Consider the following 13,764-nt stretch of genomic DNA (forward strand, 5'->3'; position numbering starts at 1 on the left):
GCGCCGGGTCAGGCCGCGGGCGCTGCGCCGATCGTGGCGATGAGCTCGGGATCGCCGCCGCCGAGTGAGACGAGGCGCGCACGGAGCGCGGCCTCGGCCCGGCGGTAGGGCTCCTCGCTCGCGTGGAGCAGCGAGCGGGTGTTCGCCGCCTCGAGGAACGACACCATCTCGAATGTGAGCTGGCGCGCGTCGTCGAGGAGGGGCAGCTCACCCGCGGCCATCGCGTACTCGATGCTCACGGTGAGGTAGTCCTCCCACTCGCTCGACGCGGCGACGATCGCGTCGCGGACGACGCCCGGCTTCGCGTCGAACTCGACGGACGTCGCGGCGAAGAAGCATCCGCCGCGGAACACGCGATCACGCGAGTAGGCGAGCCAGTCGCCCAGCAGCGCGCACACACGCACGAGCCCGCGGGGCGTCCGCGCGCGGGCCGGAGCGACGACGCGGTCGATGAAGACCTCGCGCGCAGCGGCCACGACGGCCAGTTGCAGCTGCTCCTTGGAGCCGAAGAGCGTCGCGATCCCGCTCTTGCTGTGCCCCGAGGCATCCGCCAGTCGGCCGATCGTGAGGCCGTCGAGCCCGTCGACCGTCGCGGCGTCGACCGCGCGAGCGAGCACGGCGCGGCGTGACTCGTCGCCTCTCATGCGGCGCCGGTCGACGGGGGCTTGTGTCACGCCTCGAGATTACCGTACGATCGTTCGTATTCATAAGTACGACCGTTCGTATTCTTCTGATCGGAGCACCATGAATCTCGCACTCACCGCCGCAGGCGCCTCCGTTCGCGCCGCGGCAGCCCTCTCGCCGCGGTGGGGAGCCGCGGTGGCCATGCCTCTCTTCGGCTACGTCGCGAAGCCCCGGCCGGTGCACGCCGATGACGAGCCCACGATGCTGCGCGCACGTCCTCGCACAGTCCGCGTGCCGGGGGTCGACCGGCGCGGCGTCGACGTCGACACCTACGAGTGGGGCGACGGCCCCCGCACCGTCGTGCTGTCGCACGGCTGGAACGGGCGCGCGAGTCAGTTCTCGATGCTCGTGCGCGAGCTCGTGGCCGAGGGGTATCGGGTCGTCTCGTTCGACGCCCCCGCCCACGGAGCGTCGGGCGGTCGCCGCACGTATCTCGTCGACTGGCTCGGCGTGTTCGCCGCTCTTCAGGAGCGCCACGGCGCTTTCGAGGCGATGGTCGGGCATTCCTTCGGCGGACTCGCGACCCTCGTCGGCGTCGCAGGCGGCGTGGATGCCGCGCGTGTCGTCACCATCGCCGCACCCGCGGACGCGGACCTGCTGCTGAGCCAGTTCCAGGGCATGCTCGGCTACCCCGACGCGGTCGCGACGAGCATGCGGGAGCTCTTCGCGAGGCGGTACTTCCCGGGTGAAGCCGACCCGTTCGCCTGGCTGTCGAGCGTGCGGCGCCCGCTTCCGGCCGGTGTGCCGCTCCTCGTGGCTCACGACCACGGCGACCGTGTCGTGCCGTTCGGCGAGGCCGGGCGGATCATCGCCGCGAACCACGGGTCGCGGCTGCTCGCCACCCAGGGCCTCGGGCACAACCGCATCCTCACCGATGACGCGGTGCTCGATGCGGTGCTGGGCCACGTCCGCTCGCCGCTCGATGTGGCCGCACCGGCCGAGGTCGAGGAACTCGGCGAGGCCCCGGCCGCGGCGTAGCGCGTCAGAAGAGGCGAGCGGAAGCCTCTGCCCCGGGCGCCGACCGTGCAGAGGCCGCTCTCAGCGACGTCGCCGCGGCGCGCCCGCGCGATGTCACGACGATGGGCGGTGCGCTGCGCGCATCGGCGCGATCGGCGAGACCCGCCACCGGCGCACCCCGCGGATTCTCTTCCTCGGCCTGGCCGTCGAGGCCGTGGACGCGCAGCAGCGGGCGCACGCGCTTGGCGAGCCACGACCGGTAGGCCTTGGGTGCGTACGCGGTCGCGCCCGGATAGAGCCCTCGATACGACGACACGAGCTCGGGGTGCCGCTCGGCGAGCCACTCGAGGAACCACTGCTTCGCGCCGGGCCTCAGGTGCAGCGCGCCGTAGACGACCCGCACGGCGCCCGCCTCCTTGATGCGCGACAGCGCGTGGTCGATCGCGGCGATCGAGTCCGTGAGGTGCGGGATGATCGGCATCAGGAACACCGTGACGCGGAACCCCGCCTCCGTCGCGGCGCGCACTGTCTCGAGCCGCGCCGTCGCATTGGGTGTGCCCGGTTCGATGAGGCGCTGCAGCTCGTCGTCGAACACCGCGATGGACATGGCGAGCGTCACATGCACCTGACTGGCGGCATCCGTCAACAGCGGCAGATCCCGCCGCAGCAGCGTGCCCTTCGTGAGGATCGAGAACGGCGTGCCCGACTCCGTGAGCGCCGACACGATTCCCGGCATCAGCTTGTAGCGCCCCTCCGCGCGCTGATACGGATCGGTATTGGTGCCGAGCATGACCGGCTCGTGCTGCCAGCTGCCGCGTCGCAGCTCCTTCTGGAGCACCTCGGCGACGTTCACCTTCACGACGACCTGCGTGTCGAAGTCCCGCCCCGCATCGAGCTCGAGGTACTCGTGGGTGCCCCGGGCAAAACAATATGTGCATGCATGAGAGCATCCGCGGTACGGGTTCACCGTCCAGTCGAAGGGCATGGCCGACGCGCTCGGCACGTGGTTGAGGGCGGACTTGCACAGCACCTCGTGGAAGGTCACCCCCGCGAACTCGGGGGTGGTCACCGAGCGCACCAGACCGTTCAGCTGTTCGAGGCCGGGCAGGGCCGCAGCATCCGCCACCCCCAACTCCTGACCCTGCCATCGCATGCGTCCATCAGAACAAAGCTTCGAACTTAAGTCAAGCGCTGCGTGGCGGTGTCTAGAACATCAACGGGACGGATGCCGCGTGCCTGGCCAAAACGGGCCGTCACAGGTGAGAATGGCTGACGTGACGGAGCCTGGCCGGCTCGCTACCCCCCGAGCCGTCCCCGAGACTCGTCGCGCCGCCCGGGCGATGCGCGAGGAGGCCGACAAGCGTGCCCGCACGGCGGAAGCCGCTCCGGCCGCGAGCACCCCGGCCGCCGATGCACCCGATGACCTGTTGGCGTTCGAACTGCCCAGCGACGACTTCGTGCCGGGCTCGATCTCGGCGGGCGCGCCCTCGTCGCTGCCGCTCGAGTTCCGCCCGACGGGCATCGCGCCGCAACGGACGGATTCGACGCCGCATCACATCCCCGAGGCGCGGGTTCGCGGGCGTCGACGAGCGGTCCGGTCGCCCCGGCCCGTGGTCAGCGAGCGGCGCGCGGCGCGCGCCGCCGAACTGCTCGACGTCGACGAGGGTGCACAGCCCGTCCGCCACGCACGACCGCGCCGGCTGACCAAGCGCCTCGTCCTGGTGGCCGGGCTCGCCACCGGCGCGGCGCTGCTGCTCGGGTCGGCGGCGATGACCGCGATGATGCTTCCGTCCGAGCCGCAGGCCGCCGGCGCCGCTCCCGCGCTGACGATGACGCTCGAGCTGCCCGAGATCGAGCAGCTTCCCGTTCCCCAGGTCGAGGAATCCCCGCCGGCAGCCGACATCTGCTCCCTCCCCGACGTCGCTTCGGCCGTGCAGCGCGGCGACGACGAGGCCGCGATCGTCGCGGCCGGCGGCGGCGAGGCGTTCCGCACCGCGGTGGTCGAGGGGCGCGCTCCCTGCGTCGATCTCGGCGACTCCGCCCGGGTCTGGACCGTCATGGACAAGATCCGCCCGGCCAATCCCATCGACTACCGTCCCGGCGCGCTCGTCCTCCCCGACGGGGTGCGCAATGTCGAAGGCGGCGCGCTGCGGTCGGACGCGGCATCCGCTCTCGCCTCCCTCGTGACCGCCGCCCGCACCGCCGGAGCCGGCGAGATCGCACTCGAGAGCGGGTTCCGCTCGTACCAGACCCAGCAGGCGACGTACGGGCGGCACTTCGCCGAGAAGGGCGAGCGTGCCGACCAGGTGAGCGCGCGGCCCGGATACAGCGAGCACCAGCTGGGCCTCAGCGCCGACGTCGTCGCATGCGCCGGCTCGTGCGGCACGCTCGACCAGCTCGCCGCGACGCCGCAGGGTCAATTCGTCGCCGCGCACGCGTGGGAGCACGGGTGGATCGTCCGCTACACGGAGGGAGCCACGCCGGTGACCGGCTACCTCCCCGAGCCGTGGCACCTCCGCTACATCGGGCCCGAGCTCGCGAAGGCGTATCACGAGGGCGGCTGGACCTCCCTCGAGGAGTTCTTCGCCCTCGATCCGGCACCCGATTACCTCGGCTGACGTCGGGCGTCTGCACTACTGTGCGGATCACGGATGCCGCGGGAAGAGGCATCCGTGACGGCTGAAACTGAGTACCATATCTCGTGAGATGCAATTCCATCCGGAGGCGCGTCTCCCACAAACTCGAGGACGAGAGGAAGGCGCACCATGGAGCGCGAGATCTACGACGAGGACCACGAGGCGTTCCGAGACGTCGTCAAGGAGTTCGTCAAGCGCTACGCGTCGGACGAGAAGCGCAAGCAGTGGGACGCCGATGGTGAGATCGACCGCGCGACGATGCTCGCCGCGGGCGAGGCCGGCATCATCGGCCTCTCTGTTCCGGAGGAGTTCGGCGGCGCAGGCATGCTGCAGGACTACCGCTTCCGCTCGATCGTGCTCGAGGAGACGATCGGCGCCGGCCTGGGCTCGCTCGCCGGCGCACTCGGCATCCAGGACGACCTCGCGGTGCCCTACATCGTGCACATGGGCACCCAGGAGCAGAAGGAGAAGTGGCTCCCCGGCATGGCGACCGGCGAGATCCTCGGCGCCCTCGCGATGACCGAGCCCGGCGCGGGCAGCGACCTGCGCGGCATCAAGACCACGGCCAAGCGCGTCGAGGGCGGCTACATCGTCAACGGCGCCAAGACCTTCATCTCCTCGGGCAAGACCGCCGACATGGTCGTGACGTTCGTGAAGACCGGCGAGGGCAACCGCCCCGACGCGTTCAGCCTGCTGATCCTCGAGGACGGCATGCAGGGCTTCGACCACGGCAAGAAGCTCGAGAAGATGGGCTTCCACGGCTGGGACACCGCCGAGCTGTCGTTCACCGACGTCTTCGTGCCGGAGGAGAACCTCATCGGCGGCAAGGAGGGCCTCGGCTTCATCCAGCTCATGATGAACCTGCCGCTCGAGCGCCTGTCGATCGGTGTGGCCGCGGCAGCCGCGGGTGAGGCCGCGTTCGTCTGGACCCGCGACTACGTGCTCAGCCGCGAGGCGTTCGGCGAGCGGATCGCCGACTTCCAGAACACCCGCTTCAAGCTCGCCGACATGGCCACGACCGTCGACGTGATGTGGGCGTACGTCGACCGCGCGATGATGCTCTACAAGGACGAGAAGCTGACCGCTGAAGAAGCCGCGAAGGTCAAGTTCTGGACGACCGACCGCGAGGCCGAGCTCCTCGACGTCGGTGTGCAGCTGCACGGCGGCTACGGCTACATCACCGAGTATCCGATCGCCCGCGCCTACCTCGACGCCCGCGTGCACCGCATCTACGGCGGCACGAACGAGATCATGCGCGACATCGTGTCGCGCCAGATCGTCGGCAAGCGCTGACCCGATTTCGACACCGGATGCCGCGACCTGCGCCTTTCACAGGCGCCGGTTCGCGGCATCCGTCGTCCGGATCAGTGCTGGCCGGCAGGCCCCGCACCCCGGCCGAGGCCGCGCGATGCCAGGCCGCGGCGGCGGGCGAGCTTCGCGACGCCGGCCTTGCGGAGGCGGTCGGCCACGAGGATGCCCAGCGCGACGCCTGCGACGCAGCTCGCGATCGTGAGGGCGAAGAACGTGATGAGCGCCCACGGCTGCATCGCCCACAGGTCGAACGAGGCGGCGGCGAGCACGGGGTAGATCGCGCCGACGAAGACGGCGCCGGCGTAGTACTGCCAGGTGCGCCATGACCGGTACAGAGTGACCAGGAACGCCAGCTCGGCGAAGAACGCCCACCAGATCGCGGCTCCGAGGAACGGGAACACGACCAATCCCGAGATCAGGCCGACGAGGATCCCGGCGAAGGGACGCTCGAGCAGCCGCAGCGCGACGGTCGCGGGCAGCAGCCAGAGCCCCGCGATCGCGACCGAGACGAACGGGACGGTCGCGAACAGCACGGTCGAGATCCAGCCGGCGCCCCACAGCATGACGCCGCCGGCAACTCCGATCGCGGCGCAGGTCAGCAGGTAGGCCGTCGTCGCCCGGCCGCGACTGCTCCGCGGTGGCGTGGGCGCGGCGGGGGCGGCGGGCCCGCTCACGAGTGGGCCTCGGCGCTCACGCGCTGGGACTTCGGTGCGGGCGACGCAGCGCCCACGCGCCAGTAGCCGCAGAAGCTCACGAAGTCCTTCGAGACGCCGCGCTCGCCGACGAGGTGCCGGCGACCCTCGGTCGCGAGGGCCTGCTCGCCGACGATGTACGCGTGGGTCGTGGCATCCGAGATCGTGGCTTCACGCAGTGCCTGCAGGGCGGGCGTTCCGGGCTTCACGCCGTGCTCGCGCACGATCCAGCGCAGGTCGACGCCGGCGGGCCGAGGGAAGTCGAGCGCGTCCTCGGCCGAGGGGACCTCGACGATCGCGCGTCCGGTCGCGTGCGACGGCAGCGAGGCGCAGATTCCGGCGATCGCGGGAAGCCCCGTCTCGTCGGAGACGAGCACGACGCGGTCGGTGCCGCGGTCGGGGTTGAAGGTGAGGCCCTCGTCGATCACGACGACGCTCTCGCCCGCCTGGCAGGACTCCGCCCAGCGCGAGGCCGGGCCCGCCGTGCCATCGGCGGCGGAGCCGTGGAGCACGAAGTCGACGTCGATCTCGGCGCCTGTCGTGACCGTCGCGGGACGGAACGCGCGCACGGTGTAGTTGCGCATCACCGGCCGCACGCCGTCGGGGATGCGGAGGTACTTCAGGTACCCGAACATCTTGTTCGCCTTCGCGGGCAGGCGCTCGAGACCCTCGTCGCCGCCCAGCGGGAGGAACAGGCGGAACCACTGGTCGTAGCCCATCGCGCGGAACCGGTCGATCTCACCGCCCCCGAGCGTCACGCGCATCCAGTGCGGCGACAGGCGCTCGGAGTGCAGCACCGTGAGGTGCACGAGCCCCTGTGTCTCGGGCTTGACCAGTCGGGGGTGAGCCATGTCGGTGCTCCTTGTTGGGGGGGCGAGGGGGTCAGATGCCCCAGGGGAAGAAGACGGCGAACAATGCGGCCGAGGCCGCCCAGAACGCGATCACGAACACGGTGTCGCGCACGCGCCACGGCACGAGGTACCGCTCGGTGCGGTCGGGGTGGGCGCCGAAGGCGCGGGCGTCCATGGCGAGGGCGACGCGCTCGGCATGGCGGATGGCGCCGGCCATGAGCGGCACGATGTAGCCGAACCAGCGGGCGATCGCGGCGAACGGCCCGCGGCCGCCGTGGGCGCCGCGGACCCGGTGCGCCTGCCGGATCACGTCGAGCTCGTGCCCGAACCGCGGCACGAACCGGAACGCCGCCAGCGCCGTGTAGCCGATGCGGTACGGCACCCGCAGCTGCTGCACGGCCGCGCGCACGAGGTCGGGGCCGGTGGTCGAGAGGCCGGCGATGAGCGTGAGCGCGACGATCGCGGCGAGGCGCAGCCCCGTCGCGAAACCCACCTGGAGCGCACCGCCGTACATCGTCCAAGCGCCGATCTGCCACACCACCACGGACTGGTCGACGCGTGACGCGTCGGTCCACAGCGCGAAGCCGAAGCCGATCACGACCGCGCTGAGCGGCAGCGCCAGGAACAGGATCGCCGCGAGACGCCGGGTGAACGACACCCCCACCAGCAGCACGACGTACGCGAGCGCAAGGAACGCGGCAGGGGTGGCGAGATCCCGCACGAACACGAGCAGCGCCATCGCGGGCAGCGGTGCGGCGAGCTTTGCGAGCGGGTTCAACCCATAGAGGAACCTGACGGCGGATGCCTCGACCCGCCGCGCGTACGGATCGAAGCTCGAGTGCGCCGCCGTCGCCGCGGTCAGCGGGCCGGTGCCGGTCACGCGGCACCTCCCGAGGCGTGCGGGGCCGGTGGATGCGTGGCCGTCGGCGCCGATCTGGTTCGCAATTCAGGATCGATGGCGCGCGGCGGGTGGCTTCGGGTCGTCTCCACGGCATCCGTCCTGAATTGCGAACGGGACGTCGGGGTGGGTTCGGGAGCTTCGGGGAGGTCGGCGAGGCGGGCGATGCGGGACAGCTCGGGGAGGTCGGCGAGGCGGGCGATGCGGGACAGCTCGGGGTGGTTGCGCACGCCTCGGAGCGCGCGGCGCAGCGGAGGCGGGCGCAGGCCCGCCCGGGCGATGAGCGCGTCGTCGGCGAAGAGGTCGGCGGTCGGGCCCTCGGCGAGCACGCGCCCGTCGGCCAGCACGACGGTGTGGTCAGCGTAGTCGGTCACGAGCTGCATGTCGTGGGTGACGACGACGATGGTGGTTCCCTCGGCGTTGAGCTCGGACAGCAGCGAGAGGAGTTCGTCGGCACGGGCGCGGTCCTGGCCGAAGGTCGGCTCATCGAGCACGAGTACCGGGGCGCCGGCGACCAGCGCGGTGCCGACCGACAGGCGGCGCTTCTGTCCGCCCGAGAGGAGGAACGGGTGGCTGTCGGCCTTCGCCACGAGACCGAACCGCGTGAGCAGGGACTCGGTGCGGGTGCGCACCTCGTCGTCGGGGAGGTGCTGGCGGCGAAGACCGTGGGCGATCTCATCGAACACCGTGTGCGCGATGAACTGGTGCTCGGGGTTCTGGAAGACGAACCCGATGCGCGAGCTCAGGGTGCGCGCGTCGGCCCGTCCGACATCGAGCCCGTCGACGTGCACGGTGCCCTTGGGAGGCGAGACGACGCCGGCGAGCGCCTGGATGAGGCTGGTCTTGCCGGCGCCGTTCGCCCCGACGATGGCCACGAAGGAGCCGCGGAGGACGTCGAGGTCGACGCCGTGGAGCACCTCGGTGCGTCCTCGCCGAAGGGTGAGGTTCCGGACGGTGATGACTCGAGTGGCACTGCTCGCCGGTTCGGCGCGTTTCGACTCGCTCGTTGCTCGCTCGCTCAACGAGCGAGAAATCGGGGCAGGCTCGGCGTCGAGTGCCTCCCGCAGCTCGTCCGGTGTCAGCGGCAACGGTTCGAGTGCGAAGCCGGCGCGGCGCAGACGCAGGGCGGCGATCGTCGAGACCGGCAGCCACACGCCCATGGCGTGCAGATCCTCGGCGCGTCCGCGCAGCACGTCGTCCACCGGGCCGTCTGCCGCGACGAAGCCGTCGTGGTCGAGAACGACGACCCGGTCGACGAAGGCGACGGCGGCGTCGAGGTTGTGCTCCACGAGGAGGATGGCGCGGTCGCCGGCCGTCACGAGCTCGGCGAGTGCGCCGTACACTTCCTCGATTCCGGCGGGATCGAGGTTGGCCGTCGGCTCGTCGAGCACGAGGAGAGGCGATCCCATCGCGAGCGCGCAGGCGATCGCGAGCCGCTGGCGCCCGCCGCCCGAAAGCCGATCGGGGTTCTCGCGCCGGCGTTCCCACAGGCCCACGCGACGCAGGGCCTCTTCCGCGCGGGCGAGCACCTCGGCCACCGGCATGCGCAGGTTCTCCGGCCCGAAGGCCACCTCATCGAGGAGCGTGCCGGTCACGAGCTGGGCGTCGGGGTCCTGGAAGACCATTCCGACGCGGGTGCTGAGCTCGGCGACCGGTGTCGTCTGCGTATCGAGTCCGTCCACCTCTATCGATCCCGTCACCGTCGCCGGAACGGCCTGCGGCAGCAGCCCGTTCAGCGCGAGTGTCAGCGTCGACTTGCCCGACCCGCTCGGACCGAGCAGCAGCACCACCTCGCCGGGGGTGATATCGAATGACACGGATGCCGGCGCCGGCGTGGTCTCGCCGTCGTGTGTGACGCCGAGCTCGCGCACCCGCAGCAGCGGCACGGCAGAGGACACGGTCATCCGATCGTCGAGGGAAACTTAGCCTTCCCTAACTTACCGGCCTACCCGGCGCCGGGGAAACGGCGCCTCACCGCGAGAATCAGCGCTGACTGCGCCGGGCGACCCCCGCACGACGCAATGCGGAGCCGATGGCGAGTCCGACCGCCGTCCATGCCACGGGCCCGATGATGAACAGCGCGACGTAGACGATCTGGCCCCAGAGCGGGAAGCGCGTCACATCGGCCGCGAACCAGATCGCGGCGGCGATGACGGCGCCCACGATCACGGCCGAGAGGAAGAAACGCCACGGCTCCCAGCGCTTGTAGCGCGAGGTCGCGGCGATGAGCTCCTGCAGTCCCCCGATGAGGAGGGCGGTGCCGATGTAGCGGCCGATCCAGAGCGGCACGACCGCGCTGGCGACGAGCGCGGCGACCATATGGGTGATGAGCGCGACCCAGGGGCGGCGCAGAAGCTCCTGGGCGACCACGCCGGGAAGCACGTGCACACCGAGCACGAGGCCGTAGAGGATCGGGGCGCCCGCCGAGACGAACCCGCTGATCGCCCCGGCGCCCGCCTGAAGGATTCCGGTCGCGACGCCGATCGCCGCACAGGTGAGCAGAACGCTCGTCGAAATCCGGGTCCGGGGAGCCACCTGCCCAGCGTACTGGGAGCCGCGCTCGCGTTTCTCACAGAATCCTCATTAACTGGGATTCACCTGGCAGTTACGTTGGAGTTCGCTGCGCCCTGATGAAGCGTCGCGGCGAATCCCCCACAAATCAATGGAGGCCATACATGGGTCGTTCCTCCGTCAGAACAGTCGCGGTCGTCACACTCGCCGCCCTGTTCACGGGCACCGCCACCGCAAGTTTCGGCGCCGTCCCGGAGGAGGTGACACCACCCGCCCCGATCGTCTCGCCCACCGGCCAGTACATCGTGGTCCTCGACGATGCGCCGGTCGCTCGGTACTCCGGAGGCACAGCCGGGCTGGCTCCGACGACGCCGCAGAAGGGCAAGAAGTTCGACGCCCACACGCCGGCGGCCAAGAAGTACTCCGCGTATCTGAAGGGCAACCAGAAGAAGGCGGCCGATGCCGTCGGCGTCACTCCGATCGCGACGTACGACACGGCCCTCAACGGCTTCAGCGCGACGATGACGCCGGAGCAGGCCGCCGAGCTTCAGAACACCCCGGGCGTGAAGGCGGTCTACCCCGACGAGATCCTGCACCCGACCGCCGTCCCCTCGACCGAGTTCCTGGGCCTGAGCGGCCAGGGAGGCGTGTGGGAGCAGGTCGGCGGAACGGATGCTGCGGGCGCAGGCGTCGTCGTCGGCGTCATCGACACCGGCATCTCGCCCGAGAACCCCGCGTTCGCCGGCGACGCGCTCGGAACGACCGCCGGTGCCGAGCCGTACATCGAGGCCGGCGAGGTCGTGTTCGACAAGGCTGACGGCACCCAGTTCCGCTCGCCGGTCGGCACGACGGCGGACTGGACGGCCGACGACTACTCGACCAAGCTCATCGGCGCGCGCTACTTCTCCGAGGGCGCGGCGGCGAGCGGCTTCGACTTCCAGTACGACTACCTCTCGCCCCGCGACGGTGACGGCCACGGTTCGCACACCGCGAGCACCGCGGCGGGCAATCTCGACACCCCGGCGTCCGTCGAAGGCATCGACTTCGGCACCATCTCGGGCGTCGCGCCCGCGGCCAAGGTCGCGGCCTACAAGGCCTGCTACGCCGGGCCTGACGTGCTGGTGACCGACGACGACACCTGCTCGGGTGTCGACCTCGTCGCCGCGATCGACGCGGCGACCGAGGACGGCGTCGACGTCATCAACTTCTCCATCGGCGGTGGCGCTGCCACCTCGGTGTGGGACGCCTTCGACGACGCGTTCCTGGGCGCCGCCGCAGCCGGCGTCTTCGTCTCGGTGAGCGCCGGCAACGACGGACCCGGTGCGTCGACCGCCGACCACGCGTCGCCCTGGTACACGACGGTGGCAGCATCCACCATCCCGACCTACGAGGGAACCGTGCAGTGGAACGGCCAGCAGGCGGCGGGTGTCTCCGTCACGGTGCCGTTCGGCGGATCCGTGCAGGGTGAGGTCGTCTACGCCGGCGACGTCGCGGCGGCCGGGGCCGACCCGGCGCAGGCGGCGCTCTGCTTCCTCGACACGCTGGACGCAGCCAAGGTCGCCGGCAAGATCGTGGTCTGCGACCGCGGCACCAACGCCCGCGTCCAGAAGTCGCAGACGGTCGACGAGGCGGGCGGCATCGGCATGGTGCTCGTCAACGTCACGGCCGGCTCGCTCGACAACGACTTCCACTCGGTGCCGACCGTGCACATCGATGCTAAGCACCGCACGGCGCTGCTCGACTTCGTGCGCGGCACGTCCGGTGCGACGCTGAGTCTGGTGAGCGGGAACACGACGGGCGTCGAGACGCCCACCCCGGTGATCGCGGGCTTCTCGAGCCGCGGCCCGATGCTCGCGGACGGCAGCGACGTGCTCAAGCCCGACCTCACGGCACCGGGTGTCGCCATCCTCGCCGCGGAGCACAACGGACCCGACGCCGAGCCGACCTTCGGTTTCAAGTCCGGCACCTCGATGTCGTCGCCGCATGTCGCGGGCCTCGGCGCGCTTTACCTGGGCGAGCGGCCGGATGCGACCCCGGCCGAGATCAAGTCGGCGCTCATGACGACGGCGTACGACAGCAAGAACGGCGACGGCAGCACCAGCACCGACGTCTTCGCACAGGGTGCCGGTCATGTCGACCCGGAGAAGTTCTTCGACGCCGGGCTGCTCTACCTCAACGACGTGGATGATTGGGCGGCGTACCTCGAGGGGGTCTTCCAGACGGACCTCACGGAGGACGCCGAGCCGATCGACCCCAGCGACCTGAACCTGGCGTCCATCGCGATCGGGACGCTCGCGAAGGAGCAGACGGTCACCCGCACGGTGACCGCGACGACCGCCGGCACGTACACGGCGTCGGTGGAGGGCGTGCCGGGCCTCGACGTGGCGGTCTCGCCGAGCGAGTTCACCATCGCCGCCGGCGCGAGCCAGCAGTTCACCGTGACGTTCACCCCGACGTCGGAGACGGCAGTGGAGGCCTGGTCGACGGGTTCGCTCACCTGGACCAGCGGCGACACCGCGGTGCGTTCGCCGCTGGCCGTGTACCCGGTCACGGCCGACGCGCCCACCGAGGTCACCGGAACCGGCACGAGCGGCTCGGCCAAGGTCACGATCCTGTCGGGTGTGAACGGCGACCTGCCGCTCAACGTCTCGGGCCTGACGCCCTTCACCCAGCTGTACGACAGGTCGGTGAAGGCCGGCGGTCACTCCGGCAACGAGAACTCCGGCGCGGCGGACGGCGGCACGACGTACTTCGTCGTCGACGTGCCGGCGGGCACGACGGTGTCGCGGTTCGACCTCGACGCCGCCACCGAGGCGGACGGGGCGGACCTCGACCTCTTCGTCTACAAGATCAAGAGCAAGCAGGACTGGACGGCCACGTCGGTGACCCAGTCGGCCACCGAGGCGGCGGACGAGCAGGTCACCCTGTTCACCCCGACGCCGGGCACCTACCTGGTGCGCGTCGACGTGTTCAGCGTCCCCGCCGACGGCAAGCTGCCGTGGGATCTGCGTTACGCGAACGTCGCCGCGGCCAAGCCGTCGCTCGTCGCCACGCCGAACCCGCTGTCGGTGACCCAGGGCGTGAACGCCGAGTACACGCTGAGCTGGAGCAAGCTCAGGGCGAACACCCGCTACCTCGGCCTCGTGCAGTACGGCGACTCCGCCGTCCGCACCGTGGTGACGGTGGACGCCGGCGCGAGGGGCTGACCTTCTCGCCACGGCGGA

11 protein-coding genes are annotated in these 13,764 nt (G+C 70.8%); 4 read left to right on the top strand and 7 right to left on the bottom strand.

Annotation, left to right across the window (positions count from 1 at the left end; all coding sequences use genetic code 11):
• Positions 1-8: 8 nt before the first annotated feature.
• A complete protein-coding gene (locus JNB61_RS08255) occupies positions 9-674 on the bottom strand; it encodes a TetR/AcrR family transcriptional regulator (RefSeq protein ID WP_220339302.1) in 666 nt (221 codons plus the stop codon).
• A 70-nt stretch (positions 675-744) separates the two neighbouring features.
• On the opposite strand from JNB61_RS08255, the gene JNB61_RS08260 reads away from it, so the two are divergent.
• The gene (locus tag JNB61_RS08260) at positions 745-1,662 is read left to right on the top strand and encodes an alpha/beta hydrolase family protein (protein WP_220339303.1); all 918 of its coding nucleotides are present in this window, start codon (positions 745-747) and stop codon (positions 1,660-1,662) included.
• Between the two features lie 4 nt (positions 1,663-1,666).
• Here the strand turns inward: JNB61_RS08260 and JNB61_RS08265 are convergent, their stop codons facing one another.
• Entirely contained in the window at positions 1,667-2,794 is a 1,128-nt protein-coding gene (locus JNB61_RS08265; RefSeq protein ID WP_220339304.1) for an Rv2578c family radical SAM protein, read from the bottom strand.
• Positions 2,795-2,915: 121 nt separating this feature from the next.
• On the opposite strand from JNB61_RS08265, the gene JNB61_RS20470 reads away from it, so the two are divergent.
• Entirely contained in the window at positions 2,916-4,259 is a 1,344-nt protein-coding gene (locus JNB61_RS20470) for a M15 family metallopeptidase (RefSeq protein WP_220339305.1), read from the top strand.
• A gap of 147 nt (positions 4,260-4,406) precedes the next feature.
• Positions 4,407-5,570, top strand: coding sequence for an acyl-CoA dehydrogenase family protein (locus JNB61_RS08275; RefSeq protein WP_159847712.1), 1,164 nt, complete (start codon positions 4,407-4,409; stop codon positions 5,568-5,570).
• A 71-nt stretch (positions 5,571-5,641) separates the two neighbouring features.
• On the opposite strand, the gene JNB61_RS08280 is transcribed toward JNB61_RS08275, so the two are convergent.
• From JNB61_RS08280 to JNB61_RS08300, 5 genes are all read right to left on the bottom strand, one after another.
• The gene (locus JNB61_RS08280; protein WP_308291229.1) at positions 5,642-6,262 is read right to left on the bottom strand and encodes an ECF transporter S component; all 621 of its coding nucleotides are present in this window, start codon (positions 6,260-6,262) and stop codon (positions 5,642-5,644) included.
• The gene (locus JNB61_RS08285; protein ID WP_220339306.1) at positions 6,259-7,131 is read right to left on the bottom strand and encodes a siderophore-interacting protein; all 873 of its coding nucleotides are present in this window, start codon (positions 7,129-7,131) and stop codon (positions 6,259-6,261) included. The genes JNB61_RS08280 and JNB61_RS08285 overlap by 4 nt, the downstream gene beginning before the upstream one ends.
• A 31-nt stretch (positions 7,132-7,162) precedes the next feature.
• A complete protein-coding gene (locus JNB61_RS08290) occupies positions 7,163-8,011 on the bottom strand; it encodes an energy-coupling factor transporter transmembrane component T (RefSeq protein WP_220339307.1) in 849 nt (282 codons plus the stop codon).
• Positions 8,008-9,933: an ABC transporter ATP-binding protein gene (locus JNB61_RS08295; RefSeq protein ID WP_223214696.1), complete on the bottom strand. Its 1,926-nt coding sequence runs from the start codon at positions 9,931-9,933 to the stop codon at positions 8,008-8,010. Before JNB61_RS08295 ends, JNB61_RS08290 begins: the two co-directional genes overlap by 4 nt.
• A gap of 79 nt (positions 9,934-10,012) precedes the next feature.
• A complete protein-coding gene (locus JNB61_RS08300) occupies positions 10,013-10,564 on the bottom strand; it encodes an ECF transporter S component (RefSeq protein ID WP_159847700.1) in 552 nt (183 codons plus the stop codon).
• A 140-nt stretch (positions 10,565-10,704) separates the two neighbouring features.
• Here JNB61_RS08300 and JNB61_RS08305 point away from each other — a divergent pair, with 140 nt between their 5' ends.
• Positions 10,705-13,746, top strand: a complete 3,042-nt coding sequence (locus tag JNB61_RS08305; protein ID WP_220339308.1) for a S8 family serine peptidase — start codon at positions 10,705-10,707, stop codon at positions 13,744-13,746.
• The last annotated feature ends 18 nt before the right edge of the window (positions 13,747-13,764 follow it).

Origin of the sequence: Microbacterium ureisolvens (assembly GCF_019511645.1) — a bacterium.
Lineage (GTDB): Bacteria > Actinomycetota > Actinomycetes > Actinomycetales > Microbacteriaceae > Microbacterium > Microbacterium ureisolvens_A.

Coding starts and splice junctions, on each gene's coding strand:
- JNB61_RS08265 (WP_220339304.1), bottom strand. CDS start 2,794: ATGCGATGGCAGGGTCAGGAGTTGGGGGTGGCGGATGCTGCGGCCCTG.
- JNB61_RS08285 (WP_220339306.1), bottom strand. CDS start 7,131: ATGGCTCACCCCCGACTGGTCAAGCCCGAGACACAGGGGCTCGTGCAC.
- JNB61_RS08305 (WP_220339308.1), top strand. CDS start 10,705: ATGGGTCGTTCCTCCGTCAGAACAGTCGCGGTCGTCACACTCGCCGCC.
- JNB61_RS08275 (WP_159847712.1), top strand. CDS start 4,407: ATGGAGCGCGAGATCTACGACGAGGACCACGAGGCGTTCCGAGACGTC.
- JNB61_RS08295 (WP_223214696.1), bottom strand. CDS start 9,933: ATGACCGTGTCCTCTGCCGTGCCGCTGCTGCGGGTGCGCGAGCTCGGC.
- JNB61_RS08260 (WP_220339303.1), top strand. CDS start 745: ATGAATCTCGCACTCACCGCCGCAGGCGCCTCCGTTCGCGCCGCGGCA.